The sequence below is a fragment of the Caulobacter sp. 602-2 genome, from assembly GCF_011043625.1.
Classification (GTDB): Bacteria; Pseudomonadota; Alphaproteobacteria; order Caulobacterales; family Caulobacteraceae; genus Caulobacter.
Genome location: NZ_JAAKGT010000009.1, coordinates 128,882 through 152,926 on the forward strand (window position 1 = coordinate 128,882; position 24,045 = coordinate 152,926).

At 70.1% G+C, this 24,045-nt stretch carries 30 protein-coding genes; 13 read left to right on the forward strand and 17 right to left on the reverse strand.

The features are described from left to right. Nucleotides 1–66: 66 nt before the first annotated feature. The 3 genes from G5B46_RS17530 to G5B46_RS17540 all read left to right on the forward strand — a co-directional run bounded on the left by G5B46_RS17530 (nucleotide 67) and on the right by G5B46_RS17540 (nucleotide 2,093). Nucleotides 67–861, forward strand: coding sequence for a MipA/OmpV family protein (locus G5B46_RS17530; protein ID WP_165260812.1), 795 nt, complete (start codon nucleotides 67–69; stop codon nucleotides 859–861). A gap of 2 nt (nucleotides 862–863) precedes the next feature. After that, nucleotides 864–1,667, forward strand: a complete 804-nt coding sequence (locus G5B46_RS17535; protein ID WP_205691740.1) for a CPBP family intramembrane glutamic endopeptidase — start codon at nucleotides 864–866, stop codon at nucleotides 1,665–1,667. A gap of 165 nt (nucleotides 1,668–1,832) precedes the next feature. Continuing rightward, a complete protein-coding gene (locus G5B46_RS17540) occupies nucleotides 1,833–2,093 on the forward strand; it encodes a YjhX family toxin (RefSeq protein WP_165260814.1) in 261 nt (86 codons plus the stop codon). Nucleotides 2,094–2,127: 34 nt separating this feature from the next. Here the strand turns inward: G5B46_RS17540 and G5B46_RS17545 are convergent, their stop codons facing one another. The 4 genes from G5B46_RS17545 to G5B46_RS17560 all read right to left on the reverse strand — a co-directional run bounded on the left by G5B46_RS17545 (nucleotide 2,128) and on the right by G5B46_RS17560 (nucleotide 5,040). Continuing rightward, a complete protein-coding gene (locus tag G5B46_RS17545) occupies nucleotides 2,128–2,655 on the reverse strand; it encodes a hypothetical protein (RefSeq protein WP_165260816.1) in 528 nt (175 codons plus the stop codon). An 18-nt stretch (nucleotides 2,656–2,673) separates the two neighbouring features. Continuing rightward, a complete protein-coding gene (locus tag G5B46_RS17550; protein WP_165260818.1) occupies nucleotides 2,674–3,204 on the reverse strand; it encodes a hypothetical protein in 531 nt (176 codons plus the stop codon). Between the two features lie 23 nt (nucleotides 3,205–3,227). Further along, nucleotides 3,228–3,875, reverse strand: coding sequence for an RcnB family protein (locus G5B46_RS24500; RefSeq protein WP_165260820.1), 648 nt, complete (start codon nucleotides 3,873–3,875; stop codon nucleotides 3,228–3,230). A gap of 148 nt (nucleotides 3,876–4,023) precedes the next feature. Next, nucleotides 4,024–5,040 carry a 2-hydroxyacid dehydrogenase gene (locus G5B46_RS17560; protein ID WP_165260822.1) on the reverse strand — a complete coding sequence of 339 codons (1,017 nt, stop codon included), beginning with the start codon at nucleotides 5,038–5,040 and terminating at the stop codon, nucleotides 4,024–4,026. A 112-nt stretch (nucleotides 5,041–5,152) separates the two neighbouring features. Here G5B46_RS17560 and G5B46_RS17565 point away from each other — a divergent pair, with 112 nt between their 5' ends. Next, nucleotides 5,153–5,548 (forward strand): DNA breaking-rejoining protein, encoded by a 396-nt coding sequence (locus tag G5B46_RS17565; RefSeq protein WP_165260824.1) that lies wholly within the window; start codon nucleotides 5,153–5,155, stop codon nucleotides 5,546–5,548. Continuing rightward, the gene (locus G5B46_RS17570; protein ID WP_165260826.1) at nucleotides 5,545–6,549 is read left to right on the forward strand and encodes a L,D-transpeptidase; all 1,005 of its coding nucleotides are present in this window, start codon (nucleotides 5,545–5,547) and stop codon (nucleotides 6,547–6,549) included. Before G5B46_RS17565 ends, G5B46_RS17570 begins: the two co-directional genes overlap by 4 nt. A gap of 26 nt (nucleotides 6,550–6,575) precedes the next feature. On the opposite strand, the gene G5B46_RS17575 is transcribed toward G5B46_RS17570, so the two are convergent. Next, entirely contained in the window at nucleotides 6,576–7,541 is a 966-nt protein-coding gene (locus G5B46_RS17575) for a nitronate monooxygenase family protein (RefSeq protein ID WP_165260828.1), read from the reverse strand. A 157-nt stretch (nucleotides 7,542–7,698) separates the two neighbouring features. Here G5B46_RS17575 and G5B46_RS17580 point away from each other — a divergent pair, with 157 nt between their 5' ends. Beyond that, entirely contained in the window at nucleotides 7,699–8,784 is a 1,086-nt protein-coding gene (locus G5B46_RS17580; RefSeq protein WP_165260830.1) for a hypothetical protein, read from the forward strand. A gap of 179 nt (nucleotides 8,785–8,963) precedes the next feature. Here G5B46_RS17580 and G5B46_RS17585 read toward each other — a convergent pair whose 3' ends face one another. The 9 genes from G5B46_RS17585 to G5B46_RS17625 form a co-directional block, all read right to left on the reverse strand. After that, the gene (locus G5B46_RS17585; protein ID WP_165260832.1) at nucleotides 8,964–9,104 is read right to left on the reverse strand and encodes a hypothetical protein; all 141 of its coding nucleotides are present in this window, start codon (nucleotides 9,102–9,104) and stop codon (nucleotides 8,964–8,966) included. Between the two features lie 110 nt (nucleotides 9,105–9,214). After that, nucleotides 9,215–11,179 (reverse strand): alkaline phosphatase family protein, encoded by a 1,965-nt coding sequence (locus tag G5B46_RS17590; RefSeq protein ID WP_165260834.1) that lies wholly within the window; start codon nucleotides 11,177–11,179, stop codon nucleotides 9,215–9,217. A 114-nt stretch (nucleotides 11,180–11,293) separates the two neighbouring features. Further along, nucleotides 11,294–11,725 carry an NUDIX hydrolase gene (locus tag G5B46_RS17595; RefSeq protein ID WP_101717207.1) on the reverse strand — a complete coding sequence of 144 codons (432 nt, stop codon included), beginning with the start codon at nucleotides 11,723–11,725 and terminating at the stop codon, nucleotides 11,294–11,296. Beyond that, on the reverse strand, nucleotides 11,722–12,783 hold the full coding sequence (locus tag G5B46_RS17600) for a patatin-like phospholipase family protein (protein ID WP_165260836.1): 1,062 nt from the start codon (nucleotides 12,781–12,783) through the stop codon (nucleotides 11,722–11,724). Before G5B46_RS17600 ends, G5B46_RS17595 begins: the two co-directional genes overlap by 4 nt. Nucleotides 12,784–12,872: 89 nt before the next feature. Continuing rightward, complete coding sequence (locus G5B46_RS17605; protein WP_101711567.1) at nucleotides 12,873–13,670, reverse strand: 3-hydroxybutyrate dehydrogenase; 798 nt, start codon at nucleotides 13,668–13,670, stop codon at nucleotides 12,873–12,875. 96 nt (nucleotides 13,671–13,766) lie between these two features. Further along, complete coding sequence (yaaA, locus tag G5B46_RS17610) at nucleotides 13,767–14,534, reverse strand: peroxide stress protein YaaA (RefSeq protein ID WP_165260838.1); 768 nt, start codon at nucleotides 14,532–14,534, stop codon at nucleotides 13,767–13,769. A gap of 221 nt (nucleotides 14,535–14,755) precedes the next feature. Further along, complete coding sequence (map, locus tag G5B46_RS17615; RefSeq protein WP_165260840.1) at nucleotides 14,756–15,502, reverse strand: type I methionyl aminopeptidase; 747 nt, start codon at nucleotides 15,500–15,502, stop codon at nucleotides 14,756–14,758. Next, complete coding sequence (locus tag G5B46_RS17620) at nucleotides 15,499–15,714, reverse strand: ParD-like family protein (RefSeq protein ID WP_165260842.1); 216 nt, start codon at nucleotides 15,712–15,714, stop codon at nucleotides 15,499–15,501. The genes map and G5B46_RS17620 overlap by 4 nt, the downstream gene beginning before the upstream one ends. 242 nt (nucleotides 15,715–15,956) lie before the next feature. After that, the gene (locus G5B46_RS17625; RefSeq protein ID WP_165260844.1) at nucleotides 15,957–17,105 is read right to left on the reverse strand and encodes a hypothetical protein; all 1,149 of its coding nucleotides are present in this window, start codon (nucleotides 17,103–17,105) and stop codon (nucleotides 15,957–15,959) included. Between the two features lie 120 nt (nucleotides 17,106–17,225). Here G5B46_RS17625 and G5B46_RS17630 point away from each other — a divergent pair, with 120 nt between their 5' ends. The 4 genes from G5B46_RS17630 (at nucleotide 17,226) to G5B46_RS17645 (ending at nucleotide 19,166) form a co-directional block, all read left to right on the forward strand. Next, entirely contained in the window at nucleotides 17,226–17,390 is a 165-nt protein-coding gene (locus tag G5B46_RS17630; RefSeq protein ID WP_165260846.1) for a hypothetical protein, read from the forward strand. 226 nt (nucleotides 17,391–17,616) lie between these two features. Next, a complete protein-coding gene (locus G5B46_RS17635; RefSeq protein ID WP_165260847.1) occupies nucleotides 17,617–18,123 on the forward strand; it encodes a hypothetical protein in 507 nt (168 codons plus the stop codon). Nucleotides 18,124–18,169: 46 nt separating this feature from the next. After that, on the forward strand, nucleotides 18,170–18,481 hold the full coding sequence (locus G5B46_RS17640) for a hypothetical protein (RefSeq protein WP_165260849.1): 312 nt from the start codon (nucleotides 18,170–18,172) through the stop codon (nucleotides 18,479–18,481). Beyond that, nucleotides 18,471–19,166 carry a hypothetical protein gene (locus G5B46_RS17645; protein ID WP_165260851.1) on the forward strand — a complete coding sequence of 232 codons (696 nt, stop codon included), beginning with the start codon at nucleotides 18,471–18,473 and terminating at the stop codon, nucleotides 19,164–19,166. Before G5B46_RS17640 ends, G5B46_RS17645 begins: the two co-directional genes overlap by 11 nt. Here the strand turns inward: G5B46_RS17645 and G5B46_RS17650 are convergent. Next, nucleotides 19,163–20,572 carry an FAD-binding oxidoreductase gene (locus G5B46_RS17650; RefSeq protein ID WP_165260853.1) on the reverse strand — a complete coding sequence of 470 codons (1,410 nt, stop codon included), beginning with the start codon at nucleotides 20,570–20,572 and terminating at the stop codon, nucleotides 19,163–19,165. The genes G5B46_RS17645 and G5B46_RS17650 overlap by 4 nt on opposite strands. A gap of 129 nt (nucleotides 20,573–20,701) precedes the next feature. Here G5B46_RS17650 and G5B46_RS17655 point away from each other — a divergent pair, with 129 nt between their 5' ends. Both G5B46_RS17655 and G5B46_RS17660 read left to right on the forward strand, forming a co-directional pair. After that, nucleotides 20,702–20,995: a hypothetical protein gene (locus G5B46_RS17655; RefSeq protein WP_205691741.1), complete on the forward strand. Its 294-nt coding sequence runs from the start codon at nucleotides 20,702–20,704 to the stop codon at nucleotides 20,993–20,995. 1 nt (nucleotide 20,996) lies between these two features. Next, entirely contained in the window at nucleotides 20,997–21,563 is a 567-nt protein-coding gene (locus G5B46_RS17660; RefSeq protein WP_165260855.1) for a type II toxin-antitoxin system VapC family toxin, read from the forward strand. Here G5B46_RS17660 and G5B46_RS17665 read toward each other — a convergent pair. Together G5B46_RS17665 and G5B46_RS17670 are read right to left on the reverse strand one after the other, a co-directional pair. Beyond that, the gene (locus G5B46_RS17665) at nucleotides 21,560–22,408 is read right to left on the reverse strand and encodes a prephenate dehydratase (protein ID WP_165260857.1); all 849 of its coding nucleotides are present in this window, start codon (nucleotides 22,406–22,408) and stop codon (nucleotides 21,560–21,562) included. The genes G5B46_RS17660 and G5B46_RS17665 overlap by 4 nt on opposite strands. Nucleotides 22,409–22,416: 8 nt before the next feature. Continuing rightward, on the reverse strand, nucleotides 22,417–23,151 hold the full coding sequence (locus tag G5B46_RS17670) for a 3-deoxy-manno-octulosonate cytidylyltransferase (protein WP_165260859.1): 735 nt from the start codon (nucleotides 23,149–23,151) through the stop codon (nucleotides 22,417–22,419). A 169-nt stretch (nucleotides 23,152–23,320) separates the two neighbouring features. On the opposite strand from G5B46_RS17670, the gene G5B46_RS17675 reads away from it, so the two are divergent. Next, on the forward strand, nucleotides 23,321–24,004 hold the full coding sequence (locus G5B46_RS17675) for a cytochrome c family protein (protein ID WP_165260861.1): 684 nt from the start codon (nucleotides 23,321–23,323) through the stop codon (nucleotides 24,002–24,004). Nucleotides 24,005–24,045: the final 41 nt, after the last annotated feature.

Genomic DNA, 24,045 nt, shown 5'->3' on the forward strand with positions numbered 1-24,045 from the left:
ACGACGCCCAGCGCCGCGCCGGCCAGGGTCGTGACCGTCCTCCCCCCGTTTCGAGAGAGAACCGTCATGATCGATCGCCTGTCCGGCGCCGCCCTGCTCGCCGCCTGCCTGCTGGTCGCGCTCGCGCCGCCCGCCCGCGCCCAGTCCGAGGAGGCCGAGCCCGAGCGGCTGTTCCTGCTGGGGGCCGGGGCCTACGCCGCGGCCAACCCCTATGAGAGCGCCAAGGAAAAGACCGGGACCGGCGTGCTGCCGCTGTTCTTCTACCAGGACCGGCGTTTCACCGCCGACCTGAGCGGCCTTGCGGTCAAGGTCCTGGCCGGCGACCGCCTCACCCTGGAGGGGCGCATCGCGCCGCGCTTCCAGCTGGTCGACCCCAAGGAGACCCGCGACTTCGCCTTCCTGGAGCGCGACCTCGGCGTCGACGTCGGCGGCCGGGCCAGCACGGGCTTGGGCCCCGCGACGCTCAGCCTCGAATACCTGGCCGACGTGTCGGGCGAGACCAAGGGCCAGGAGGTCAATCTGGACCTGACGCTGGAAGCCGCGCCCACCGATCGGCTGACCCTGCAGGCGGCCGCCGGCCTGTCGTGGAAGGACGAGAAGCTGGCCACCTGGCTCTATGGCCTGAAGACCGGCGAGGTCGGGCCGGGGCGGGCCTATGAGTTCGGCCGCACGCGCGGCGCGCCGTCTGGCGGGGTGGTCGTGCCGTCGCTGGGCGCCCAGGCCCGCTACCGGATCGGCGAGCGGGCCTATGTCATCGCCGCCGCCGAGATCGAGCTGTTCGACGACGACATCACCAGAAGCCCCCTGGTCGCCAAGAAAAGCGCCGCCGCCGGCTTCGTCGGCCTGGTGCGCAGGTTCTAGGCGTGAGCGAGGTGCATGCGACGCTGATCTCGCCCGGCGTGCCGGCGCGGCTGGTCGCCATCGGCCGGACGGCGGCGATCCTGCTGATCTGGCTGGCGGCCACCGCGCCGATGGCGGTGCTGGCCTGGGTGGTCGCGCCCAGGCTGATGGCCCCCGGCGATCCGCTGCCGGGCCTCGTCTTCTGGCGCATGGTGGTGCTGGGCATGGCCTGGCAGCTGGTGCTGTCGGTGGTGGTGCTGAAGCTGGAAGGGATCCGCCTGCGCTGGTCGCAGCTGCGCCGGCGCCTGTGGCTGACGCCGCCGGTCTGGCGCTCCAGCGGGCGGGCCTTCATCGGCGCCTTCCTGCTGGTCCCGCTGTTCGTGGCCCTGGGCTTCCTCGGCGACGAGGCCGCCACCCTGCTGTTCCAGGCCACGCCCCTGGGCGAGCGGCTGGCGCAGCTGGCGCCGTCCTTCGCGATGATCGAACGCCTGATCGCGCCCGAGGCCCGCGGGCGTTGGGACATCCTGGGCCTGGCTCTGGTCTCCAGCCTGTTCAACTACGGCCTGGGCGAGGCGCTGCTGTTCCACGGCGTGCTGCTGCCGCGCATGGAGCGGGCCTGGGGGCGCTGGGCGTGGCTGGGAAACGGCCTGCTGTTCTGCGCCTATCACGTGCACAAGTTCTGGCTGATGCCGGGGCTGGTGATCAGCTGCCTCTGCTACGCCCTGCCGGCCCAGGCCTTCCGCTCCAACTGGCTGGCGGTGGTCATCCACGGGGTGGAGGGGCTGGTGCTGGTCGCCGCCGTGCTGGTGGTGATCCTGCAGTCGTGAGGTTGCGGCGATCGCCGTTCTGCGGCATCAAGCCCGGATGTTCATGCCTGAGCTTGTCTGAACGGCTGCCGCACGCCTCGCGCGCGCGGCTCGCAGCCCGAACCTTCCCGCCGCTTGACGCGGCGCGTTCGGGCTTGGCCGAACTCCAGACTGGCTTTTTTCCAAATGAACATCTCGAGAGACGAGCAGCGCGTGCTGCACGTCCTGGCCCAGGGCGGCTGCGTGCGCGCCCATCGCGACGAGGGCCGTCGCATCACTCGCGTCGAATGCGTCACCCGTGACGGGCTGGTGCTCGCCAGCTGCAACCTGGCGATCTTCGGCAAGCTGAAGCGCAAGCGCCTGATCGAGTCCCGCGCGTCGGGGCCCTATCGCATCTCCCGCCGCGGCCGCGAGGCCGTGCGTCCGCAGCTGGACAACAGGGGGTAGGGAGTGTGGACCGGACGCGAACGCGTCCGGTCCATCACGGCTTTGCCGGAGCTTCCGGCACCGGCGCGGTCGAGGGATCGGCCGGCGCGCCGGCGGCGAACAGGTGGGTCTCCGAAGCGCCGCCCTTCACCTTGGCGGCGTCCTCGCAGAACTGCGTCTTGTCGTCGGCGTGCGAGCCGATCATCGCCCCGCTGGCCATGCCCAGGAACATGATCACCGCGTCGCGCTGGTGGGCCTTTTCGGCGTCGGTCTGCTCGGGCGGGCCCAGGGTCATGACGGCGTCGACCGCGCGGCCCATCTTCAGCGGATCGACCGACAGATCCGGGCACAGCGACGAGGCGGCCATGAAGTAGCCCATGTTGAGGATGCGGCCCTGCTGCTCGACCGTGAAGGTCGGCGACATCAGGTCGGCCAGCAGGGCGCCGGTCTCCTGGCGGGCGGCGTCCTTGCCGACGGGCGCCGGCGCGGTGGCGGCCTCCTTGCCGGCCTCGGGCTTGGGCGTGCAGCCGGCGGCCAAGGCGGCGGCGACGAGGGCGAACGTCAGTACGCGGAGGGTCTGCATGATCTCGTCCTCCGGGCCTTAGTAGCGGTAGCCGAATTCGCGCGACGTCCACGACGGCGAATAGCCGCGTCCGCGCTCGTAGCAGGCTCGCTGCGTGGGGTAGCAGTCGACGCCCCGGGCGGGCGAGTAGGGCGGATCGCGATGGCGGTCGTCGTCGTCGCGATAGCGGTCGTCCTCGTGCTTCTTCTTCGACGAGGCGGCCGCGGCGGCCAGGATGCCGATGGCCAGCGCCCCGGCGACGATGGCGCCGGTGTTGTCCTTCTTGCCGCCCTTGCCCGCATTGCACTCTGAGGTCGGCCGCCGATCGATGGCGTCGTAGCGGCCGTCGTCGACGAACAGGTTGATGCATTCCCGGTTGCCTGGATGCCACCAGTACTGCACGCCGCCGTCGGCGTGATCGAGCTGGTAGCCGCGCGAGCGCAGGCTGTTTTCGCCCTGGCCGGCCCGGGCGCCGATCAGGTCGCGGGGCTGGGCCGCGGCGGCCAGCGAGGTCGCCAGCACACCGAAGCCCGCGACGGCCGCCACGGCGACCCTCGTGATCCTGTTCATCGAGGTCTCCTGGCCGGGGACGATCAGTAGAAGGCGCCGTAGATCACGTCGACGACGCGGCCGGTGCGCCACTCGACCAGCAACAGGTCGGGTCCGTACCGCACCCAGTGATAGCCGTAGGGCGGGCCGCCCAGGCCCAGGCGCCAGTAGTCGTCGAAGATGTAGCCCGACGACAGGAACAGGCCCGGCAGGATCCCGCCGATCGCCCAGCGGCGATAGCGCTGGCCGGGGGGATAGCGCCAGCGGCCGCCCTGGATCGGCCGGAAGCCGGGCGGGCGGCCCGCGCCGGGACGATGCGGACCCATCGGCGGGGTGGGACGCGGGCGACCCGGCGGACGGTGGCCCGACGGCGGGCGCGTGGCGGGGGGACGCGTGGTTGGCGGACGCGACGGCGAGCCGCCGCCGGGATGCCCGGGGCCGTGTCCCTGGCCCGGACCGCCGGAGCCGTGGCCGGGTCCCTGCCCGGAGCCCTGTCCCGGGGGACGGCCGCCGCCCGAGCCGGGACCCGAGCCCTGTCCGGGGCGTCCGGGACCCTGGCCGCCGGAGCCGCCCTGTCCGGGACCTTGTCCAGGACCCTGGCCGCCGGGGCCATGGTTGCCGTGGCCCTGGGCGTGCGCCAGGCCGGGCAGGACGGCCAGCAGGCCGAAGGAGAGAAGCTTGCGGCGGTCCATTGGCGGCTCCTGGGGAACGGGAGGAAGGACGTATCGCGCCGGGCGATGCCGGTGAGGGTCGCCAGGAAAGACCCAATCTGGCCCAGCTTCAACCCATGGCTTCAGTGTCCTCGCACGTTTTTGCGCGAAACGATCAAGGCCGCGCGGCTCAGCCCGCCGGGCGAACCTGCTCGGCCGTCACCCGGTTGGCCGGGGCCTGGCCCGCCTCGATCTCCGACAGGCTGGCCAGCGTGGTCTGCGCGATCGCCGACAGCGCCTCCTCGGTGAGAAAGGCCTGGTGGCCGGTGATCAGCACGTTGGGAAAGGTCAGCAGGCGCTGGAAGACGTCGTCCTGGACGATCTCGTTCGACAGGTCCTCGAAGAACAGGTCCGCCTCCTGCTCGTAGACGTCCAGCGCCACCCCGCCGATCTTGCGGCTCTTCAGGCCCTCGATCAGGGCGGCGGTGTCGATCAGCGCGCCGCGGCTGGTGTTGACGATGGTCAGGCCGTCGCGGGCGGCGGCGATGGCGGCCGCGTCGATCAGGTAGCGGGTGTCGGGCGTCAGCGGGCAGTGCAGGGTGACGACGTCGGCCTGCCGCAGCAGGGTCTCGCGGTCGACATACTCCACCCCGATGGCGACCAGTTCGGGATCCTGGGCCACGTCGCTGGCCAGCACCCGGCAGTTGAAGCCCAGTCTCAGGCTCCGGGCCACCAGGGCCCCGATCCGGCCCGTGCCGACCACCCCCATGGTGCGGCCCGACAGGTTGCGGCCCATCAGCCCGTCGAGGGCGAAGTTGTTCTCGCGCACCCGGCCCCAGGCGCGGGCGATGTTGCGGTCCAGCGCCAGCAGCAGGCCGACGGTGAACTCGGCCACCGCCTCGGGCGAATAGGCCGGCACCCGCACCACGGTGATCGACAGCCGCTCGGCCTCGGCCAGGTCGACATTGTTGTAGCCGGCGCAGCGCAGGGCGATCGCCCGCGTGCCGCCCGCCGCCAGGATCCGCAGCGCCGCCGCGTCCAGCCGGTCGTTGACGAACACGCAGACCGCGAGATAGCCGGCCGCCAGGGCGGCGGTGGTCGCGTCCAGCCGGGCCTCGAAATAGTCGATGACGTGGTCGCCGCCGGCATTGGCCCGATCCAGGAAGCGACGGTCGTAGGCCTTGGTCGAAAACACGGCGACGCGCACGGGGAAGCTCCAGACTGCGATACGCGACGACTATCGATGGTTCGTGCGATTGCGCCTAGCCCGGGGCTCAACCTATCCTCGCTTCGAGGCCCGCCCGGCTCAGGAGATCGACATGCTCGCCCGCACGCTCGCCACGCTCTGCCTGCTCGCCGCGGTTCCGGCCATGGCCCAGGACGCCGCCCGCACCGAGACGGTGCATTTCGCCAAGGGAACCTCGTCCAAGACGATCAAGGGCTCGATCAAGGGCTATGCGTCCGTGAACTACAAGGTCGGGGTCGCCGCCGGCCAGACCCTGAAGGTCGACCTCAAGACCAGCAACGCCTCCAGCAACTTCAACATCACCGCCCCGGGCGCCGATGCGGCGATGTTCGTCGGTTCGACCTCGGGAAGCAGCGCGACGGTGAAGATCCCGTCCAGCGGCGACTACACCGTGCAGGTCTACCTGATGCGCAATGCCGCGCGCCGCAACGAGACCGCCAGCTACACCCTGACCATCGCCGCCAAATGATCCCTTCGCGTCGCGCTTTTTCCCTCGTCCTGGTCGCCGGGATGATCGCGCCCGGCACGGCCCTGGCCCAGGGCGCCAAGGCCAGCTCGGCGGTCGAGCTGGCCCGCACGGGCGAGACGCTCAAGCCCGGCCAGTGGGTGTGGGCCCCGCAGATCGCGCCCAAGGGACCGGTCGTGGTGCATGTCGACCTGTCGCGGCAGCTGGCCACGGTCTATCGCAACGGCGTGCGCATCGCCGTCTCTACGGTGTCGAGCGGCAAGGAAGGCCACGAGACGCCGACGGGGGTGTTCACGATCCTGCAGAAGGACGCCAACCACCGGTCCAGTCTCTACAACAGCGCTCCCATGCCCTTTCAGCAGCGGCTGACCTGGGACGGGGTGGCGCTGCACGCCGGCGGCCTGCCGGGCTATCCGGAAAGCCACGGCTGCGTGCACCTGCCGATGGGCTTCGCCAAGCTGCTGTTCGGCATCACGCCGATGGGCGGCACGGTGATCGTGGTCGGCAAGGCCGGCGAGCCGCCCGCCGCCATGCCGCAGGCGGCCGGGGTGCTGGGCATGCCGATGAACGCCGGCTTCGAAGAGGGGGCCGAACCGCCGCCCTACGGCGAGGACTGGCGTTGGGCGCCGGAAGCCTCGCCGGCCGGCCCCGTCACCATCATCGCCTCGCGCAGCGACCACCGGGCCGTGGTGCTGCGCAACGGCGTCGAGATCGGCCGCGCCGGGGTCGTCTTCCCCGACGAGGACTTCCAGACCCACGTGCTGGTCTGCACGGGCGTCGAGGACGGCGTGCCGCGCTGGGCCTATGTCGGCGCGCCCGGCCACGAGGACGAGGCCGACCGGCCGCTCGACCAGGGCCTGATGGCCAAGACCCGGATGCCCGACGGCTTCCGCGCGGCGGTGCGCAAGGTGATCGTTCCCGGCACGACGATCCTGGTCACCCAGTCGCCGTTGGCGCCGGACACCACGGGCAAGCATCTGACGGTGCTGTCGTCGGGGCGGTAGAGCTCAAAAGCTGAAGGGGAGCCCCCTCAGGCCACCAGCGCCGCGCTGCGGCGGATGGCGGTTTCGGCCTCGGCCACCAGGGCCGCGACGATTTCGCCGGCCGGCAGCACCTGGCGGATCCCACCGGCGCTCTGGCCCATGGCCAGGCATGAGCGGTCTGGGTCCAGGCCTTCGGTCTGGCCGCCGATGCCGCCCAGCACCCCGGCCTGGACGCTGGCCATGGCCTGCAGCGGGAAGGGCTGGATTTCGCCGGTCCGCGTCTCCCAGTCGTCGACATAGGGGTTGGCGCGCACCCGCATCGGTTTGCCCGAGTAGCAGCGGGTGCGCACGGTGTCCTCGTCGCGGGCGTCCAGCACGGCCTGGCGATAGACCTCGCCGGCGTGGGCCTCGTGGCTGGCGATAAAGCGCGTGCCCATCCACACGCCCTGGGCGCCCAGCGCCAGGGCGGCGGCCAGGCCTCGTCCGTCGTGCAGGCCGCCGGCCGCGATCACCGGGATGTCGACGGCCTCGACCGCCTGGGCGACCAACGGCAGGGTGCCGACCAGGCCCGTATGGCCGCCGCCCTCGCCACCCTGGCAGATCACCGCGTCGCAGCCGGCGTCGCGCGCCTTCTGCGCATGGCGCACCGTGCCGCAGACCACCATCACCTTCAGCCCGGCCGCGTGCAGCCGGGCGATGATCGGCATGGGCACGCCCAGCCCGGCGACGAAGGCGCTGGCGCCCTCCTCGATGATCACCTCGACGCTGGCGGTCAGGGCGTCGGGCGTGGCGGCCAGCAGGTCGACGCCGAACGGCCTGTCGGTCAGGGCGCGCACCTGGCGCATCTGCCGGCGGATGAAGTCCGGCGAGGTCCCGGCCATGCCCAGCACGCCATAGCCGCCCGCGGCCGAAACCGCCGCGGCCAAGGGCGCGTAGGACACCCCGCCCATGCCGGCCAGCAGGATCGGATGGTCGACGTGCAGCAGGTCGCACAGCGGCGTTCGCAGGGCCATGGCGGTCTCCCTCTCTTGTCGTTTGCGGCGGCCCTCGGACGGAGCCCTTCCGGCGAGTGTGCGCCTCGTCGGGACGGCGGCAATCCTTCCGCGAGGGCATGCGCAGAGGTCGGGTGTGATTGTTCACTCACTTTTTCGTGGCGCGCGAGGCCTGGGCATGCTCTCCTCCCAGGGTTGGACCTGGGAGGCCGGCATGGGCTTGAGGATCGGACTTGCCGCGGCGCTGGCCCTCCTGGCGGTCGACGGCGCATGGGCGGGTGAGGCGGCCGTCGGCGACCTGATCGGCCTGACGCCGGTCGAGGTCCGCGCCAGGCTGACCGGCGCTCCGGCCCGGACGCCGCCGCCGCGTGGCTTCGAGGTCGCCGGCGACGGCGGGGCGGACGTCTATTTCACCCTCGACGACCTGGTCGCCGATCCCGGGGCGCTGCGCCGGCAGGCGGCCTGGCGCACCTATGGCGCCGAGGCGCCAGACCCCGAGGCGCCGGTCTGCCGCTCGCGCCTGGCCTCCGAGCCCAGGGACCTGGCGATCGGCGATCCGGTGCTGGCGTTCCGCGACGGGCGGCTGGCGGCGGTGCTGCGGCCGGTGCGCGATCGCGCCAGGGCGCCCGCCCCGCCGATGGCCGAGCGCAAGGCCTATGAGCGCTGGGTCCGGCAGCGGCGGGCCGGGCCGTTCCTGGCCGGCTTCGGTCAACTGCCGCTGGAGGACGGCGCGGGCTTTCTGGCGCGCTGGGAAGCGGCCCGTCTGCAGACGTCCGAGCGGCTGTCGGTCGACTGCGCGCCGCCGCCGCCGCGGCCGGCGATCGCACGCCCGGCCCGCCGCCGGCCCCTGGACGAGAGCGACATGCAGGGCCTGGCCCTGCTGCCGTTCGCCGTGAAGCTGCCGGCCATGAACCGCGATCGGGCGCGGGCGCGCGATCAGGGCGCGCAGACCCTGGCCGGCCTCGCCATCGGCCAGCGCCTGCCGCAGGATCCCGAGACCTTCGCGCGGCGGGACGGCCTGCGCTGGCACGCCTCGGCGCGGTCGGGCTATGGCGTGCTGACCATCGACCTTGGCGGCTGGAAGAGCCGCAACCTGTCGGACAAGCGCGACGCGGTCCTGGTCGGGGTGGAGAACGGAGTGGTGTCCTGGATCTCGCCGCCCGGCGGCGCGGGGCCGGACGCGGGCCTGCTGTGCGTCGACGCAGAAGGGCTGGCCGGAACGCCGCGTCCCGGCTGCTGGGGCTGGGGGAACTACCGGCCCTAGAGTCGCTGACGCGCTCCTCCGGCCGGGAAGACACGTTTCTTTGCACGCCAATTGAGTCCGGGCCCTAGGGGCGGTGGACAGTCACGCGATGCTCGTCCCCAAATCCGTCCTTCCCTGCGAAGGCGGGGAGGCTCGGTAGTAGAGGGCCAGAGCGGTCGAGCGCCGATCCGAACCAGGCTCTATCGCCGCTCGTCGTCGAGGATGCGTTCGGGATCCATTTCCGGGGTCCAGAAGCAGGCGGCCATGGCCGACAGCATCAGCGCGATCATCGCCAGAAGTCCGCGCGGCGGGGCCAGGCCCACGATGTCTTGCGGGGTCATCTCTCTCGTTTCCTCGTGAGCCGGCGCCGCGCTCTGACGTCGAGGCTACCGATCACGAGGAAAGCGTCTCACCGAAGCTTCGGTTCGACAAGTCCCTATCTTTCAAAGGGTTATTGTGGACTCGCCGGTCCAATTAACGTCGAGCGCGGGATGTTCGGGCCGGTCGGATCGTCCGGCGAGGATGCGGCGACGGCCTGGGCGGCCATGGCCTGCACCTGGATGGCGTAGGCCTCCAGTTCGCCGCTGGTCTTGATCGTGGCCACGTGGGCCCGGATCGCCGCGGCCTCGGCCGGGTCGCCGCGCGCCAGGTCGATCTGGGTCTTGGCCAGGGTCTGCAGCAGGGCCTGGGCGTTGCCGCCCTCCGGCAGCGGCGCGCTGGGGTCGCGCACGGCGGCCGCGGGCGCCGGCGTGGGCGCGGCCACGGGGTTGGGCAGGATCGTTGGGCAGTCGCCGCGTGGCGGATAGACGTTGAACACGTCCAGCACCGTATTGGCGCTGGCGTCCCGCGCGGTCATGTGCGGGAAGCCGTAGAGGCTGGCCAGCGTGGCCGGCACCGACGCGTGGTCGTAGAGGGTGTGGCTGACCGTGTTCCTGGCGATCTGGGGCGAGACCACCACGGCCGGCACGCGCACGCCGTACTGGTCGAACAGAAAGCCGCCGGAATTGATCGACAGGTTTTCGGGGCTGCCGTCGCCCGGCTTGGGCGCCTCCCCGGGCGCGACGCTGTCGTAGAAGCCGCCGTGCTCGTCGTAGGTGATGATCAGCAGGCTGCGGTTCCACAGCGGCGAATTGCGGATGGCCTCGTAGGTCGCCTTGATCAGCGCCTCGCCATTGGTCATCGAGTCCATAGGGTGCTGCGACGAGCCGCCCTTGTAGGTGCCGAAGACGACGTCGCCGTAGTTCGGCTCGATGAAGGTGTAGGCGTAGGGGTAGGGCCCCAGGACATCGGACGCCAAGGAGGAGAAGGACTCCGTGTCGAGCTTGTAGGTGATGCCCTTCAGCGACGCGACCTGCGGCACCGCCCCGGCGACGTCGCCGGTGTGGTCGGCATAGATCCGCCAGGGCAGGCCCGCGGCGTCCATGCGGTCGAAGACCGACGCCCCGCTGGGGTAGACGAAGCCGCTGTGGCCCACCCAGTCGCCGATCGTGAGCGGCCCTGGCGAGTCCGTCCAACCCGCCGATGAGGCGCCGTGCACGAAGAAGCGGTTGGGCCAGGTCGGACCCGGCAGCGAGGAATGCCATCGGTCGCAGATCGCGAACTCGGTCGCCAGGGCGTAGATCACCGGCAGCGCGTTCTTGGTGTCGAAACACTGCATGATGTCGCCGATCTGGCTCGCCGTCGGCAGGTCTGGGCCGAAGGTCGGAGCCTCGCTCTTCGAGGTGGCGTAGTTGGCGGCGAAGCCGGAATTGGTGATCGGCTGGTTGTAGGGCGTCCACGGATCGCGGGTGGTTCCCACGCCGCACAACTGCTCCAGCACGTCGGCGAACTCGTGGCCGGGATCGGTGGGCATGGCCTGCGGGGCTTGACTACCCACCGCATAGGTGTGGCTCTGGCCCGTGCCGTCGACATAGGTGTTGGTGTTCGCGCTCGTCGCGTGCTGGATGCCGGGGATGCCCGACATGGCGAAGATGTTGTCGAACGAGTGGTTTTCCAGCATCAGCACGAAGACGTTGTCGACCGTCGTGTAGGGCGCGACCTTCTGCATGGGCACGCTGACCCCGCCCGAGGGCAGGGGCACGGTGAAGGCGCCGGTGTCGACGGTTAGGGTGATGAGCTTGCCGGCGTCGGCCGACTGCAGCTGGCATTCGGTCCACCAGCCCGACCCGGTGTTGTGGTAGACGCCGCTGTGGGTGCCGTTGACGACCACCAGCTTGACCGCCCAGTAGTCCAGCACGCTGAGCGACCCCCAGCCGGTGTTGAAGTGCACCGTCATCGGCGCGCTGGTGGCGTGTTCGAGAAGCAGGAAGGTCTGGCTCTCGGTCCCGTAGTCCGAGTTCTTGTGCCAGAGCGTGACGATCGCCGGGTTGGCGGTGCCGTTGGTGATCTGGACCTGGGCGGTCTGCGGCGTCGACATTGGGGCGGCCCTCCTGTGCGCTTTGGCGCGAGGATCGGGTCGATGGAATGCGACTGCAACTTTAAATAGAATCTATTTTTGTGCCATATTTACTTGTGTCGGCCTGATCCGTTGCTATCGCCGGAACAGGTCGTAGGTCTGGGCGATCACCTGGCGGGTCAGGTCCCATTCCACGGCGGCCATGGCCTCTTCGCGGGTGAAGAAGCGGGCGTCGGCGGCGTCGTCGCCGGCGTGGGGCTCGCCGCCGGTCCATTCGGCGGCGTAGTCGAACATCACGAAGTGGCGGGTGGTCTCGCCGGTCTCGCGCGAGGTGAAGACGCCGTCGACCACGTCGATCAGGCCCAGCAGCCTGGCCTCGACGCCTGTCTCCTCGCGCAGTTCGCGCAGGGCCGCGGCCTCGGCCGTCTCGCCGAACTCGATGCGCCCGCCCGGCAGGCTCCACTGGCCAAGACGCGGAGGCGTGCCGCGCTTGATCAGCAGCACCTCATGCCCCCGCAGGCAGATGACGCCGGCGGTGGGGGAGGGGGTCGGAGCGGGGGTAATCATGCGAAACCAGACTTCAGATCTACCGTCGAGCGCTCGCCCACCTGGGACATGCACTCGCCGAGCCAGTCTTCCGCCGCCTTGCGCCCACGGGCCTTGAGGTCGGTCAGAAAGCTCCACTCGGTATTGAACTTGGACGCCAGCGACAGGTCGGCCAGCGGCCCGTCGGCCTTGATGGCGTGAACGAGCATGCGCCGATAGCGCCCCCGGGCATTGTCTTTCAAGAGGCCTTCGTCGAGCAGCTTCTGCACGAAGCCGATGGCGCGAAGCTCCGAGGACAACGCCGCGTTGAAGGTGATCTCGTTCAGGCGGTCCATGATCTCGCCCGGGCTCCTGGGCGTCTCGTCGCGGACGAAGGGGTTGAGGCTGACCAGCAGGATGTCGTCCGGCGTCTGGTCGTAGAACAGCGGCCACAGCGGCGGGTTGGCCAGGAAGCCGCCGTCCCAGTAGGGCTCGCCGTCGATCTCGACCGCCTGGAACACCTGCGGCAGGCAGGCGCTGGCCATCACGTGGCGGGCGGTCAGCTCGGTCTCGCGGAACACCTTGGCCTTGCTGGTGCGCACCGCCGTGGCGGCGATGTAGAGCTTGACCGGCGAGCGCTCGCGCAGGGCGGAAAAGTCGATCGCCTCCTCGAGGATGTCGTGCAGCGGGTTCAGGTTGAACGGGTTGAACTCGTAGGGGCTGAGCGACAGGGCCAGGGTCTCGGCCATCCGCCAGCCCGGCGTGTTCTTGATCCAGTCGGTCGCGCCCCCAAAGGCGCTGGTCCAGATGCTGGTGTCGCCGAAGACGTTGCGGCCGCCCTTGCGGTTGACCTGCTTCCAGAAGTCGTCGAGCGCAGCCCTGGCGCCGTCGCGGCCGCCGGCGATCAGGCCCGAGGTGTAGGCTACCGCGTTCATGGCCCCGGCCGAGGCGGCGGTGATGGCCTGGATCTCCAGGCCCTCCTCCTCCAGCAGGCGGTCGATGACGCCCCATTCGAAGGCGCCGTGCGCGCCGCCGCCCTGCAGCGCCAGGCTGATCGGGCGCGGGCCCTTGGGCTTCTTCCTCAGCGGCGCGATGGGCATGGGGCGGCCTCTTCCCGAGAGCGATCGAAGCTCAGGATCCCCCTGGTCCGAGCTTCCCCGCGAAGGCGGGGATTGAGCGGAGTGAAAGGCTACTGCGCGGTCCAGCCGCCGTCGACGGTGAACGCCGCGCCGTTGGCCGAGGCGCCCAGGTCGCTGACCAGGTAGAGCAGCTGGCCGGCCAGCTGCTCGACGGTGACGAACTGCTTGGTGGGCTGGGCGGCCAGGATCACGTCCTTCATCACCGCTTCTTCGCTGATGCCGCGGGCCTTGGCCTGGTCGGCGATTTGGGCCTCGACCAGCGGGGTCTTCACGAAGCCAGGGCAGATGGCGTTGCAGGTGATCCCCTGCTGCGCCACTTCCAGAGCGATGGTCTTGGTCAGGCCCAGGATGCCGTGCTTGGCGGCGACATAGGCCGACTTGTAGGGCGAGGCGACCAGGCCGTGGGCCGAGGCGATGTTGACGATCCGCCCGCGGCCCTGCTCCTTCATGATCGGGATCGCCGCCTTGGCGGCGTGGAACGCCGACGACAGGTTGATGGCGATGATCAGGTCCCACTTGTCGTCGGGAAACTCGTCGACCGGGGCCACGTGCTGGACGCCGGCGTTGTTGACCAGGATGTCCAGCTCGCCGAACTCGGCTTTCGCGGCGCGCACCATGTCGGCGATCTCGACCGGCTTGGTCATGTCGGCGCCGTGATACAGCACCTCGACGCCGTGCTTTTCGGCCATCTCGGCGCGGGTGCGCTCGATGGCGTTCATCTCGCCCAGGCCGTTGAGCACGATGTTGACGCCCTGGGCGGCCATGGCGTCGGCGAGCGCGTGCCCGATGCCGCTGGTCGAGCCCGTGACGATGGCGACTTGACCCTGCAACCCGAAATCCACGGCCATCGGCGCGCTCCTGCTGTCCTGCCCGACTTGCTGCATTGCAGCATATAGCTCGCTATCGCGAAGAGCGAGCGCTTATAAATTCATCGATAGATGAAATTAGGGCTGCGGGCGAGCGAAAACCCAGTCGGCTTCCGTCGAGAGGTCGGGGCGGAAGCGATAGCCGTCGAGGTCGAAGGCCTTCAGCGCCTCGGCCTTCTCGACGCGGCCCTCGATGGCGTAGCGGGCCATGCGGCCGCGCGCCTTCTTGGCGTAGAAGCCCAGCACCTTCAGCGCCCCGGCCTTCTCTTCCTTGAAGTGGCAGGTGACGACCGGCAGCTTCAGCGCCTTGGCGTCGACGGCGCCGAAATATTCCTGGCTGGCCAGGTTCACCAGCGTCGGGTCCTCGTGGCCGGCGGCGGCCTCGTTGAGGGTCTTGGCGATGGTCTCGCCCCAGAAGTCGTAGAGGTTGGCGCCGCGCTTGGTCTTCAGGCGGGTGCCCATCTCCAGGCGGTAGGGCTGCAGGGCGTCCAGCGGCCGCAGCACGCCGTAGAGGCCCGACAGGATGCGCAAGCTGCCTTGCGCCCACTCCAGGGCCGGACGGTCCAGCTCGCGCGCGGCCAGGCCGGCATAGACGTCGCCGTTGAAGGCGATCACGGCCTGCAGCCCGTCTTCGACCTCGGGGTCGAAATGCTGGAACCGCTCGCGGTTCAGGTCGGCCAGCTTCTCGGAGATGTGCATCAGCCGGCGCAGGTCGGCGGCCGTCAGCTTGCGGGTGACCTTGGCCAGTTCCGCGATCTGCGGCTTCAGGGCCGGGGTGGTCAGGGGCAGGACCTGATCCGGGGCGGTGAAGTCTAGCGACTTGGCGGGCGAGATGACCATCAGCATGGGGGTGCAGATAGAGGCTTTGGTCCCGCTTCGCCAGCGGTGGGGACGGAGGAGCCGACCCTTAAGGCGCTATCGCCTGCGCTTGCCGCACCCCTTTTGTCATCCCGGCTGTAGCGCAGCGGAGCGCCGAGACCTCCCACGGTGGACACATTCGAAACGTGGGAGGTCCCGGCTCTACGGATCGCTGACGCGCTCCTCCGGCCGGGATGACAGCCCTTTGTTCAAGCCAGCGTCAGCACCAGCGGTCCGTTCCGCGTCGCCACCAGGGTGTGCTCGTACTGCACCGTGGCCTCGCGGCCCGGCGGGCGCAGGGTCCAGCCGTCGTCCAGCTCCTCGACCCAGTCGGCGCCGAGCGACAGGAACGGCTCGATGGTGAAGACCAGGCCCTCGGTGATCACCCGGCGGTCGCGCGGTTCGTGCCAGGTGGGGATCTCCTTGGGCGCGTCGTGCAGCGAGCGGCCGACCCCGTGGCTGGCCAGGTTGCGCACCAGGCTGTAGCCGTTCCTGTCGGCGAAGGCCTCGATCGAGCGGCCGATCTCGTTCAGCCGGCCGCCGGGTCGCACCGCACGGATGCCGGCCCACATCGCCCGCCGGCCGTCGCGGCACAGGCGCTCGATGCGCTTGGTGGTCGGCGGCACGGAGAAGCTGGCGCCGGTGTCGCCGAAGAAGCCGTCCAGTTCGGCCGAGACGTCGATGTTGATCAGGTCGCCGGCCTTGATCACCGTGTCGCCGGGGATGCCGTGGGCGCAGTCGGGACCCACCGAGATGCAGGTCGCGCCGGGGAAGTCGTAGGTCAGCTCCGGCGCCGAGCGGGCGCCCTCGGCCTCCAGCAGGGCGCGGCCGATGTCGTCCAGCTCGCGGGTGGTCATGCCCGGCTCCAGCGCAGCCCCCATGGCCGCCAGCGTGCGGGCCACCAGGGCGCCGACCGCCCGCAGCTTGTCCAGCTGGTCCTCGTTGTCGATGGTCATGCGCTGGTGGTCGCCGCCAGGTCGGGCGCGTCGACGCCGGCCTCCTTCAGCTCGCGGGCCACCAGTTCCTGGAAGGTCAGGCCGGGATTGAGCTCGCTGAGCATGCCGATCCTGATCCAGAACGCCGCCTGACCGTTGATCGACCGGTACGAGGCCTTGCTGGCGCGGCGCAGCTGCTCATGCAGCTCGTCCTCGATGTTGACGATGCCCATGGCTTCGCTTTCGAATATACGTTTCGTATATGTCTTATATGGTCGAGCGACGGCCGGGGGCAAGGGCGGGTCGCGTGCGCAACTGCCAGATCCGTACTTCCCCGCGAAGGCGGGGACCCAAGCAGACGTTCAGGAGGAGGCGAGGCGGCTCCAGATCGCAAGCGCCGCTTGGATCCCCGCCTTCGCGGGGATGCTCGGTAATATCGGCAATAAAAGTGTCGCGAGCGCGTGCGGGTCGAGCGTCAGCTCGCCGGCGGGGTCTGCGCCTTGGCCGCCGCCGTCAGGCGCTTGGCGTGGGTCTGCACCTGGCGCAGCGTGGCGCGGGTCATGGCCGCGGTGGTGTCGGTCAGCGCGTCATCGACGCCGACATAGGTGGGATAGGCCGCCAGGTGGTTGGTGACGATCAGGCCGAAATAGCCCTGCAGGCTGTCGTAGTCGACGTCGGGCGGATCGGCCGCGAAGGTCTGGTGGGCGATCGGCTGGTAGGTGTTGAAGCCGATCAGGCCGTGGGCCAGGCCGTCCAGCGACGCCAGCAGGGCGTCCATCGCCAGCTTGAAGGCGATGTCGCCGGTGTTGGTGAAGAAGCCCGTCAGCTTCACGTCGTTCCAGGCCGTGGGCACGATGTCGTGGGCGTTGACCAGGTCGGTGTTGAACGGGACCGGCCCGCCGTCGGCCGACCCCGCGGCGGGCGCTGGGAAGAAGCTGGCGTAGAGCGCGGCGAAGTCGGGGTTGCCCGGCGTGGGCCCGGCGCTGGGCAGGGTCAGCACGGTGGCGCCGGCGAAGGGGCCGCCGTTCTTGCCGATCGCGGCCATCGCCAGGCTGGGCGACAGGGCGCCGCCCAGGCTGTGGCCGGTGAAGATCACCGTCCCGCCGGGATTGGCCTTGGTCCAGCCGGTGACGAAGGCCGCGATCCCGCCGGACGCCGGATCGCTCAGGGCCAGCAGGGCGGCGATCCCGGTCGCCGTGGCGTGCGAAATCTTGGGCGAGGCCGCGCCGTCGAAGCCGCCATTGCCGTAGGGCCAGTCCACCTGGCGGACGATCGAGAAGTCCTCGGCCAGCCAGTCGTAGGCGTCGTCCTCGTTGGTGCCGGCCATGGCCACCACCAGGCAGGGCGCGCCGGCCACCGTGGCGCTGGCCGCGTACAGCATGTTGTCGGCGTAGTAGAGCGCGGTCGGGTCGGATCCCTCGTGGCTGGACGCGACCGGCCCCCAGGCGATCGACCAGTCGGCGATCCTGCCGGCGTTGTCGGCCAGGAAGGCCTGGACCGCCTGGCGCACGTGGGCTTCCAGGTTGGCCAGGGTGTCGACCTTGTCCGAAGCGGCGTTCGACAGCCAGGACAGGCAGAAGGCCTGCTGCTGCAGGGTCAGGGCGGTCGCGGAGGTCTGCGGCATGGTCGCCTCGCATGGCTGGGCGTGGACGTCGCGGAGAGGCTAGCACGTCTTCAACTTGCGGATGTGATCGCCCGCACATCGGCCGCGGCTCCGCAGTGACCTGCGCGACGGCGCGGCGCTGTGAGCGCGGCCGCCCTCGACCCGGTGATCCACGCCCCCGACCGCCTGCAGATCTGCTGCATGCTGGCCGGCGTCGACACCATCGATTTCGCGACTCTGCGCAAGGCGCTGAACGGTCACCTGGCGGCGCTGAAGGCGATGATTGCGGGCGTGCAGGAGGGATAAGGTGTTGTCACGCGACAGGCGCTTCCCAAAGCCCCGTTCTTCCCCGCGAAGGCGGGGACCCAAGCGGCGCCTGCGGGCCGTCCGCGGCCCCGCCAGCCCTTGAAAGGCGGCTTGGCCCCCGCCTTCGCGGGGGAGATCGGTGAACATGGCCAGGTCGGCTGAATCTCCTGAGGTGTATTGCCAAGCTTTGCAGGTTTGGGTTTTGCTGGGCGAACGGAGTTTTCCCATGCGCCCGGCCCTCGCTCTCGTCTTCGCCTTCGTCCTGGGTCTCGCGCCAGGAGCGGCCTTCGCCGGCTGGGAAGCCACCGAATGGGGCATGACGCCCGAGCAGGCGCAGGCCGCCATGCCCGAGCTGAAGGCCCTGCGGTTCGGCGACACGCTGGATGTTGGCCGGGCCCTGAGCAGCGGGCCCCACGCGGTGAACGGCCTGAAGGGGAGGGCCAAGCTTTATTACGGACCCGGGGGCCTGGAGCAGGTCTCGGTCGACGCGGTCAAGAGCGGGAAGGGCGCGAGCGTCTGCCCCAAGCTGGTCCAGGCCATGCTCGACCGATATGGCCAGCCCCTTATGGCCTTGGACGACGTGATCTTCCGCGTGGTGATCTGGCATGACGAGCCCCGCCAGACGCGGGTGCGGATGCTGGTCGGTCTCGGCGGCGAACTCTGCAGCCTGCACTACGAGCGCCTTGCGACCTTCCGCGAACGCGACCTCCAGCGGGTGAGCGCCAGGCCGTGAGGCGAACCGCTCTTTCCTTTCGCGCGACGCTCGCTAGGAAGGCGGGATGAACGAGACCCTCGCCCTCGCAGCCGCCCTGGCCTGGCCGCTGCCGATGATCGTGGCCCTCTATTTCGTGGCCCGCACCAGGGCCCTGAAGCTGCGGCTGATCTGGGCCGTGCTGTGCTTCGTGGGCGTCGGCGCCTTCTGGATGCAGCCGTCCACCGGCCAGTGGGGCTTCGTGCCCTTCGCGGTCAACATCCTGGGCCCGGGCCAGGCCGGCGGCTTCCTGAAGTCGACCTTCCCGGCCGGCGCGGTGCTGTCGCTGATCGCCGTCTACTTCGCCCGCCGCAAGGCCAAGGCGGCGAGTGAAGCCTGAACGCATGGGGTGGGCGAAAAGGCCTCTGGCGGTCGAAGACGTCGAGGCCCGCCTGTCGCGCCTTCCGCCCTGCCTGGCGGCCGTCGCCGGCGCCGCAAAGGCTGCTGCGCAAGGCGGCGCCTGGGAGGACGAGGGCGGCGCTCTGCTGGCCGGGCATCAACTGGACCGGGGATCGGAGGCCTATGACGTGCTGCTCTATCCCGGGCTGTCGGCGTCGGCTATCGAGGCCTATCAGAGCCTGCACGAAATAGCGTTCCCGCCCGCATTGGCCGAACTGTTGCGCCACCTGAACGGCGCCGAACTGTTCCAACTGAACATCTATGGCGCGCCCCTGTCGATGATCCAGGATCCGCCCCTGCTGACGAGGTCGAGCCGTGCGCCGCTCGATGTCGGGAGCGGCGCCCATTGGCGATACGGCTATGAGGAGGCGGATCCTGAAGCCGTGCTCTTCGCTTCGCGCAACGTCAGCTACACGGGTCAGGTCGGCTATTTCATGCTGCCAGATGGCCAGGTGATCGGTCGCGGCAAAGGAGATGCGCCCACCCGGAGCGGCCCCTGGGCCGATGTCTCGGCATGGCTGACCGCGGTCCTGGCCGAGCCGCCCTATCGCCCGCCGCCGCTGCCGATCCGGCGCTCGCCGTGGATGCGCCTGCGTGCGTGGTTCGGCCGCCTGGCGCAGGTCTAGAACAGCACCCGCGGGTTCATGATCCGCTGGGGGTCCAGCGCGGCGCGGATGGCGCGCAGGGCGGCCACTTCCACCGGATCCTTGTAGGCCAGGGCCTCGGCCGACTTCATCGCGCCCAGGCCGTGCTCGGCGCTGATCGAGCCGTGGAAGCCCGCGGCGATGTCGTGGACGATGTGGGCGCCGGCCTCGCGGGCTGCGTCATGGGCGTCGTCGTCGCCACCCTGGGGCTTGAGCACATCGTAGTGGACGTTGCCGTCGCCCACGTGGCCGAAGGCGACGATGCGGGTTCCGGGGAAGGCTCTGGCGATGGCCGCGTCGGCCTGGCCGATGAAGTCGGGGATCTTGGAGACCGGCACCGACACGTCGTGCTTCCACACCGCGCCCTCCGGCTTCTGGCCGGCCGAATGGCCTTCGCGGATGTGCCAGAAGGCCTTCATCTGGGTCTGCGTCTGGGCCACGGCGGCGTCGGCGATCAGGCCGCTTTCCAGGGCGCCGGCCAGCAGGCGTTCCAGCGCCGCCTCGGCCGCGCCGGGCTCGCCGCTGGCGATCTCGATCAGCACGTACCAGGGGTGCTCCGTAGGCAGAGGATCGCGCAGGCCCGGCACGTTCCTGACCGTCAGGGCGAAGCCAAGCCGGCCCATCAGCTCGAAGGCCTCGACCGCGCCGCCGGTCTCGTCCTTGGCGCGGGCGAGCAGCTGGATGGCGTCGGCGGGCGAGGACAGCCCCACGATCGCCACGGCCCGCGAGGCCAGCGGCGCGTGCAGCTTCAGGGCCGCGGCGGTGACGATCCCCAGCGTGCCCTCGGCCCCGATCAAGAGCTGCTTGAGGTCATAGCCGGTGTTGTCCTTGCGCAGGCGTTTCAGGCCGTTCCAGATCTCGCCATTGGGCAGCACCGCCTCGATCCCCAGCACCTGCTCGCGCATCATGCCGTAGCGCAGAACGGCCGTGCCGCCGGCGTTGGTCGAGATCAGGCCGCCGATGGTGCACGAGCCTTCCGAGGCCACGCCCACGGTGAAGCGGCGGCCGACGGCGGCGGCCTGCTGGTGGGCCTCATGGAGGGTGACGCCCGCCTCCAGCACCATCACGTCGTCCAGGGCGTCGACGTCGCGCACGGCGCGCAGCTTCTCGGTCGACAGCAGGATCTCGCCCTGCGGGATCTGGCCGGCCACCAGGCCGGTGTTGCCGCCCTGCGGGGTGATCGCTACGCCCTCGGCCGCGCAGATCCCCACGACGGCGGCGACCTCGGCGGTGGTGCGCGGGGTGACCAGCAGCGGCGTCTCGCCCTTCCAGCGCCCGCGCCATTCGACCAGCTTGGGCGCCAGACGCTCAGGATCCTGGCTCCATCCGCCCTCGCCCAGCACGGACTTCAGGCGCGAGACGACATCGGCGGGAACGGGCTTGGTCATGGCCGCCAGGATAGGGCGGAACGGGGAGGGGGTGAAGGCTGCGCAGCCTTCAGTCGTCGTCAGTTTTGATGTATGTTAGACAAAATGGAATTTTGTTGGACGATCGGCATGGCTAGGCGCGCACGTGGAATGATGGAAGCTTCCAGCGCCGCCGCGCCCGTTCCGCCGCGATCGTCGAGCGGCCGGTTCGTCGCCGTGATGAACAGCGCTCAGCGCTCCGGGCTCATGACCGAAAAGGATGGTCGCATTGGCGGTCGTCTCAGCGCCGCGCTGATCGAGCAGGCCAAGGCCAATACCGGCATCGTCAGCGACACCGAACTTCTGGAGTTTGCCCTGGCCAGCCTGGCGCTTGAAGATCGGTTCGCCGAGGCCTTCGAGGCGGTCGGCGGCACGGTGGATCCGGACCTCAAGCTGGGGTTCTGACTTGGCGGGGTTCGATTTCGACGCCGCCCGACGCTGGGCGCGCTTCGATCCGGGGCGAACCTTGGCGCGCCGCGGCGACGCACAACTGCCGTTCGCCGATGACGGCGACCTTGCAGGTTCGTCCCTGCTGCTCGACACCTGCGTCTATATTGACCGGATGCAGGGGCGCTCACCGCCAGTCGTCAGCGGCCTGGTTGCGACCCGTCAGGTCAACCACTCGACCGTCGCGCTTCAGGAATTGATGCACGCCGTTGGGGCGCTGCGACCCGGCGATCCACGGAGCGTCGCCGCGATCAGCGCCATCGAGCGCCAGATCAAGGCCATGCCCGACCATCGCCTGTTCGAGCCCGACGTGGAGGTGCTGGGCCGTGCCGCATTGCTGGCGGGGATGATCTGCCGCCTGCAGGGCTACGGCGCCGACGCCCGCCTCAAGGCGCTGCAGGACAGCGTGCTGTTCCTACAGGCGTTGAAGCTGGGCCTGACCGTGCTGACGGCCAATGTTCGGGAGTTCGATATCCTGCTGCAGCTGGTTCCGACGGGCCGGGTGCTGTTCTATCGGAAGGTCTAGCCCCGGTCGCGGAACGGGTCGGCCGGATAGACGCCCAGGATCTCGAAGCGCTCGGAGAAGAACTTCAGCTCGTCGAAGGCCAGCGCCAGGCTGCGGTCTTCGGGGCGGCCGTCGACTTCGGCGTAGAAGAAGGTGGCCGTGAAGGCGCCGTTCTCCATGTAGCTTTCCAGCTTGGTCATGTTGACGCCGTTGGTGGCGAAGCCGCCCAGCGCCTTGTAGAGCGCGGCCGGCAGGTTGCGCACCCGGAAGACGAAGCTGGTCACGCAGCGGTGGGTGAACGACGGGGCCGGCGGGGCCGGGTCGGCGGTCATCACCAGGAAGCGGGTGGTGTTGTGGCGCTCGTCCTCGATGTCGCGCGCCAGGATGTCGAGATCGTAGATCTCGGCGGCCAGGGCGGGCGCGACGGCGGCGCGGGTCGGGTCGGGCTTGGCCGCCAGGGCCTTGGCCGCGCCGGCGGTGTCGCCCGCGCCCTCGGTGGCGAGGCCCAGGCGCTTCAAGCTATGCCGGCACTGCGACAGCGCGATCGGCATCGAGACGGCGGTCTTCACGCTGTCGAGACCGACGCCCTTGTTGGCCATCAGCTGGAAGCGGATCGGCTTGAAGCGCTCGCCGATGATCTTGAGGCCCGAAGCCGGCAGCAGGTGGTGCACGTCGGCGACGCGGCCGGCGATCGAGTTCTCGATCGGGATCATGCCCAGCTGGGCCGCGCCGGTCTTGATGGCCTCGAACGCCTCCTCGAAGGTGGCGCAGGGCAGGACCTCGTAGTCGGGGAAGTAGGTGCGGCACGCCTCGTGGCTGTTGGCGCCGAGTTCGCCCTGGAAGGCGATGGTCTTGAGGGTGCTCATCTAGCTCTTCAGTTCTTTTCGGCGTGGTCGCGGGCGGCCTGCAGGTCGGACGGATTGTCGACGGAGATCGGGGCCTCGTCCGCCACCGCCGCGCGGATGGTCAGGCCCAGTTCCATGGCCCGCAGCTGCTCCAGCTTCTCGCGCTGCTCCAGCGGCGAAGGGGCGGCGGCGTTGAAGGCTTCCAGCGCGGCGCGGCGATAGCCGTAGATGCCGATGTGGCGCCAGACGGGCGCGTCGCCATAGAGGGTCGAGCGGGTGAAGTAGAGGGCGCGGCCGCTTTGGCCCCCGGCGTCCATGGCCAGCACGGCCTTGACCACGTCGGGGTTGGCGCGGTCGGCGCTGGACGCCTCCGGCGCGACCACGGTGGCGATGTCGGCGTCGGCGTGGTCGGCCAGCTGGCTGGCGCAGGCCGACAGCACGGCCGGGTCGACGAACGGCATGTCGCCCTGCAGGTTGATGATCACGTCGTGCGCGCCGTCCGGATCCAGTACGGCCAGCGCCGCCAGGATGCGGTCCGAGCCCGAGGGCAGGGCCGGGTCGGTGAGCACGGCGCGGCCGCCGGCGGCTTCCACCGCCGCGACGATTTCGGGATCGCCGGCCGCCACGGCCACCGGGCCGATGCCGGCGGCCTGCGCCTGGCGCAGCACGCGCACGATCATCGGCAGGCCGCCGATATCGGCCAGCGGCTTGTTGGGCAGGCGGGTGGCCGCCATGCGGGCGGGGATGAGGACGATCGGGTTCATGGTGTCACGTCTGGAAGGCGAAACGCGGTTCGCCCGGGTTGCGCACGGGGCGGTAGCGTGTCAGAGACCGGAGCGCAACACGCGCGTGGGGAGACCATGGGGGGACCCGCGCTCATAAATCGGCTCCGTCCACGCAAGACGGGTCTATAAAGAGGCTGACAAGGCTGAGATGAGCGACCTTACGTTCAACAAGATTTTCGGCGGCGCGCTTCTGACCGGTCTGGTCATCTTCGGTCTGCGCGAGGCGTCCGACATCGTCTTCAAGAAGCACGAAGTCGAAAAGCCCGGCTACGCGATCGCCGTCCAGGAAGACACCGGCGGCGAAGGCGCCGCGGCCGCCGAGGTTCCGCCCGACTGGGGTTCGGTGCTGCTGCTGCCGGCCAACATCGAGGCCGGCAAGGCCGTCTCGGCCAAGTGCGCTTCGTGCCACACCTTCACCTCGGGCGGCCCCAACGGCACCGGTCCCAACCTTTTCGGCACCCTGGGCAAGAAGCCGGGCACGCACCCGGGCTTCGGCTATTCGGGCTCGATGACCGACTTCGGCGGCAAGAACCCGGTGTGGGACTACGACCACGTCGACCAGTTCCTGAAGGCCCCGGGCAAGTACATCTCGGGCACCAAGATGACCTTCGCGGGCCTGAAGAAGCAGGAGGACCGCATCGCCATCATCGCCTACCTGCACAGCCTGGGCTCGACCCTGCCGGTGCCGGCTCCCAAGCCCGCGGCCGCTCCGGCCGCCGACGCGGCTGCGGCTCCGGCCGCTGAAGGCGCGGCCCCGGCCGAAGGCGCCGCCCCGGCTCCGGCCGTCGGCGCTGCTCCGGCTGCTGCTGCTCCGGCCCCGGCCACGCACTAGGCCAGGCCGAACGATCGAAACGAGAAGGCCGCGGGGCTTGC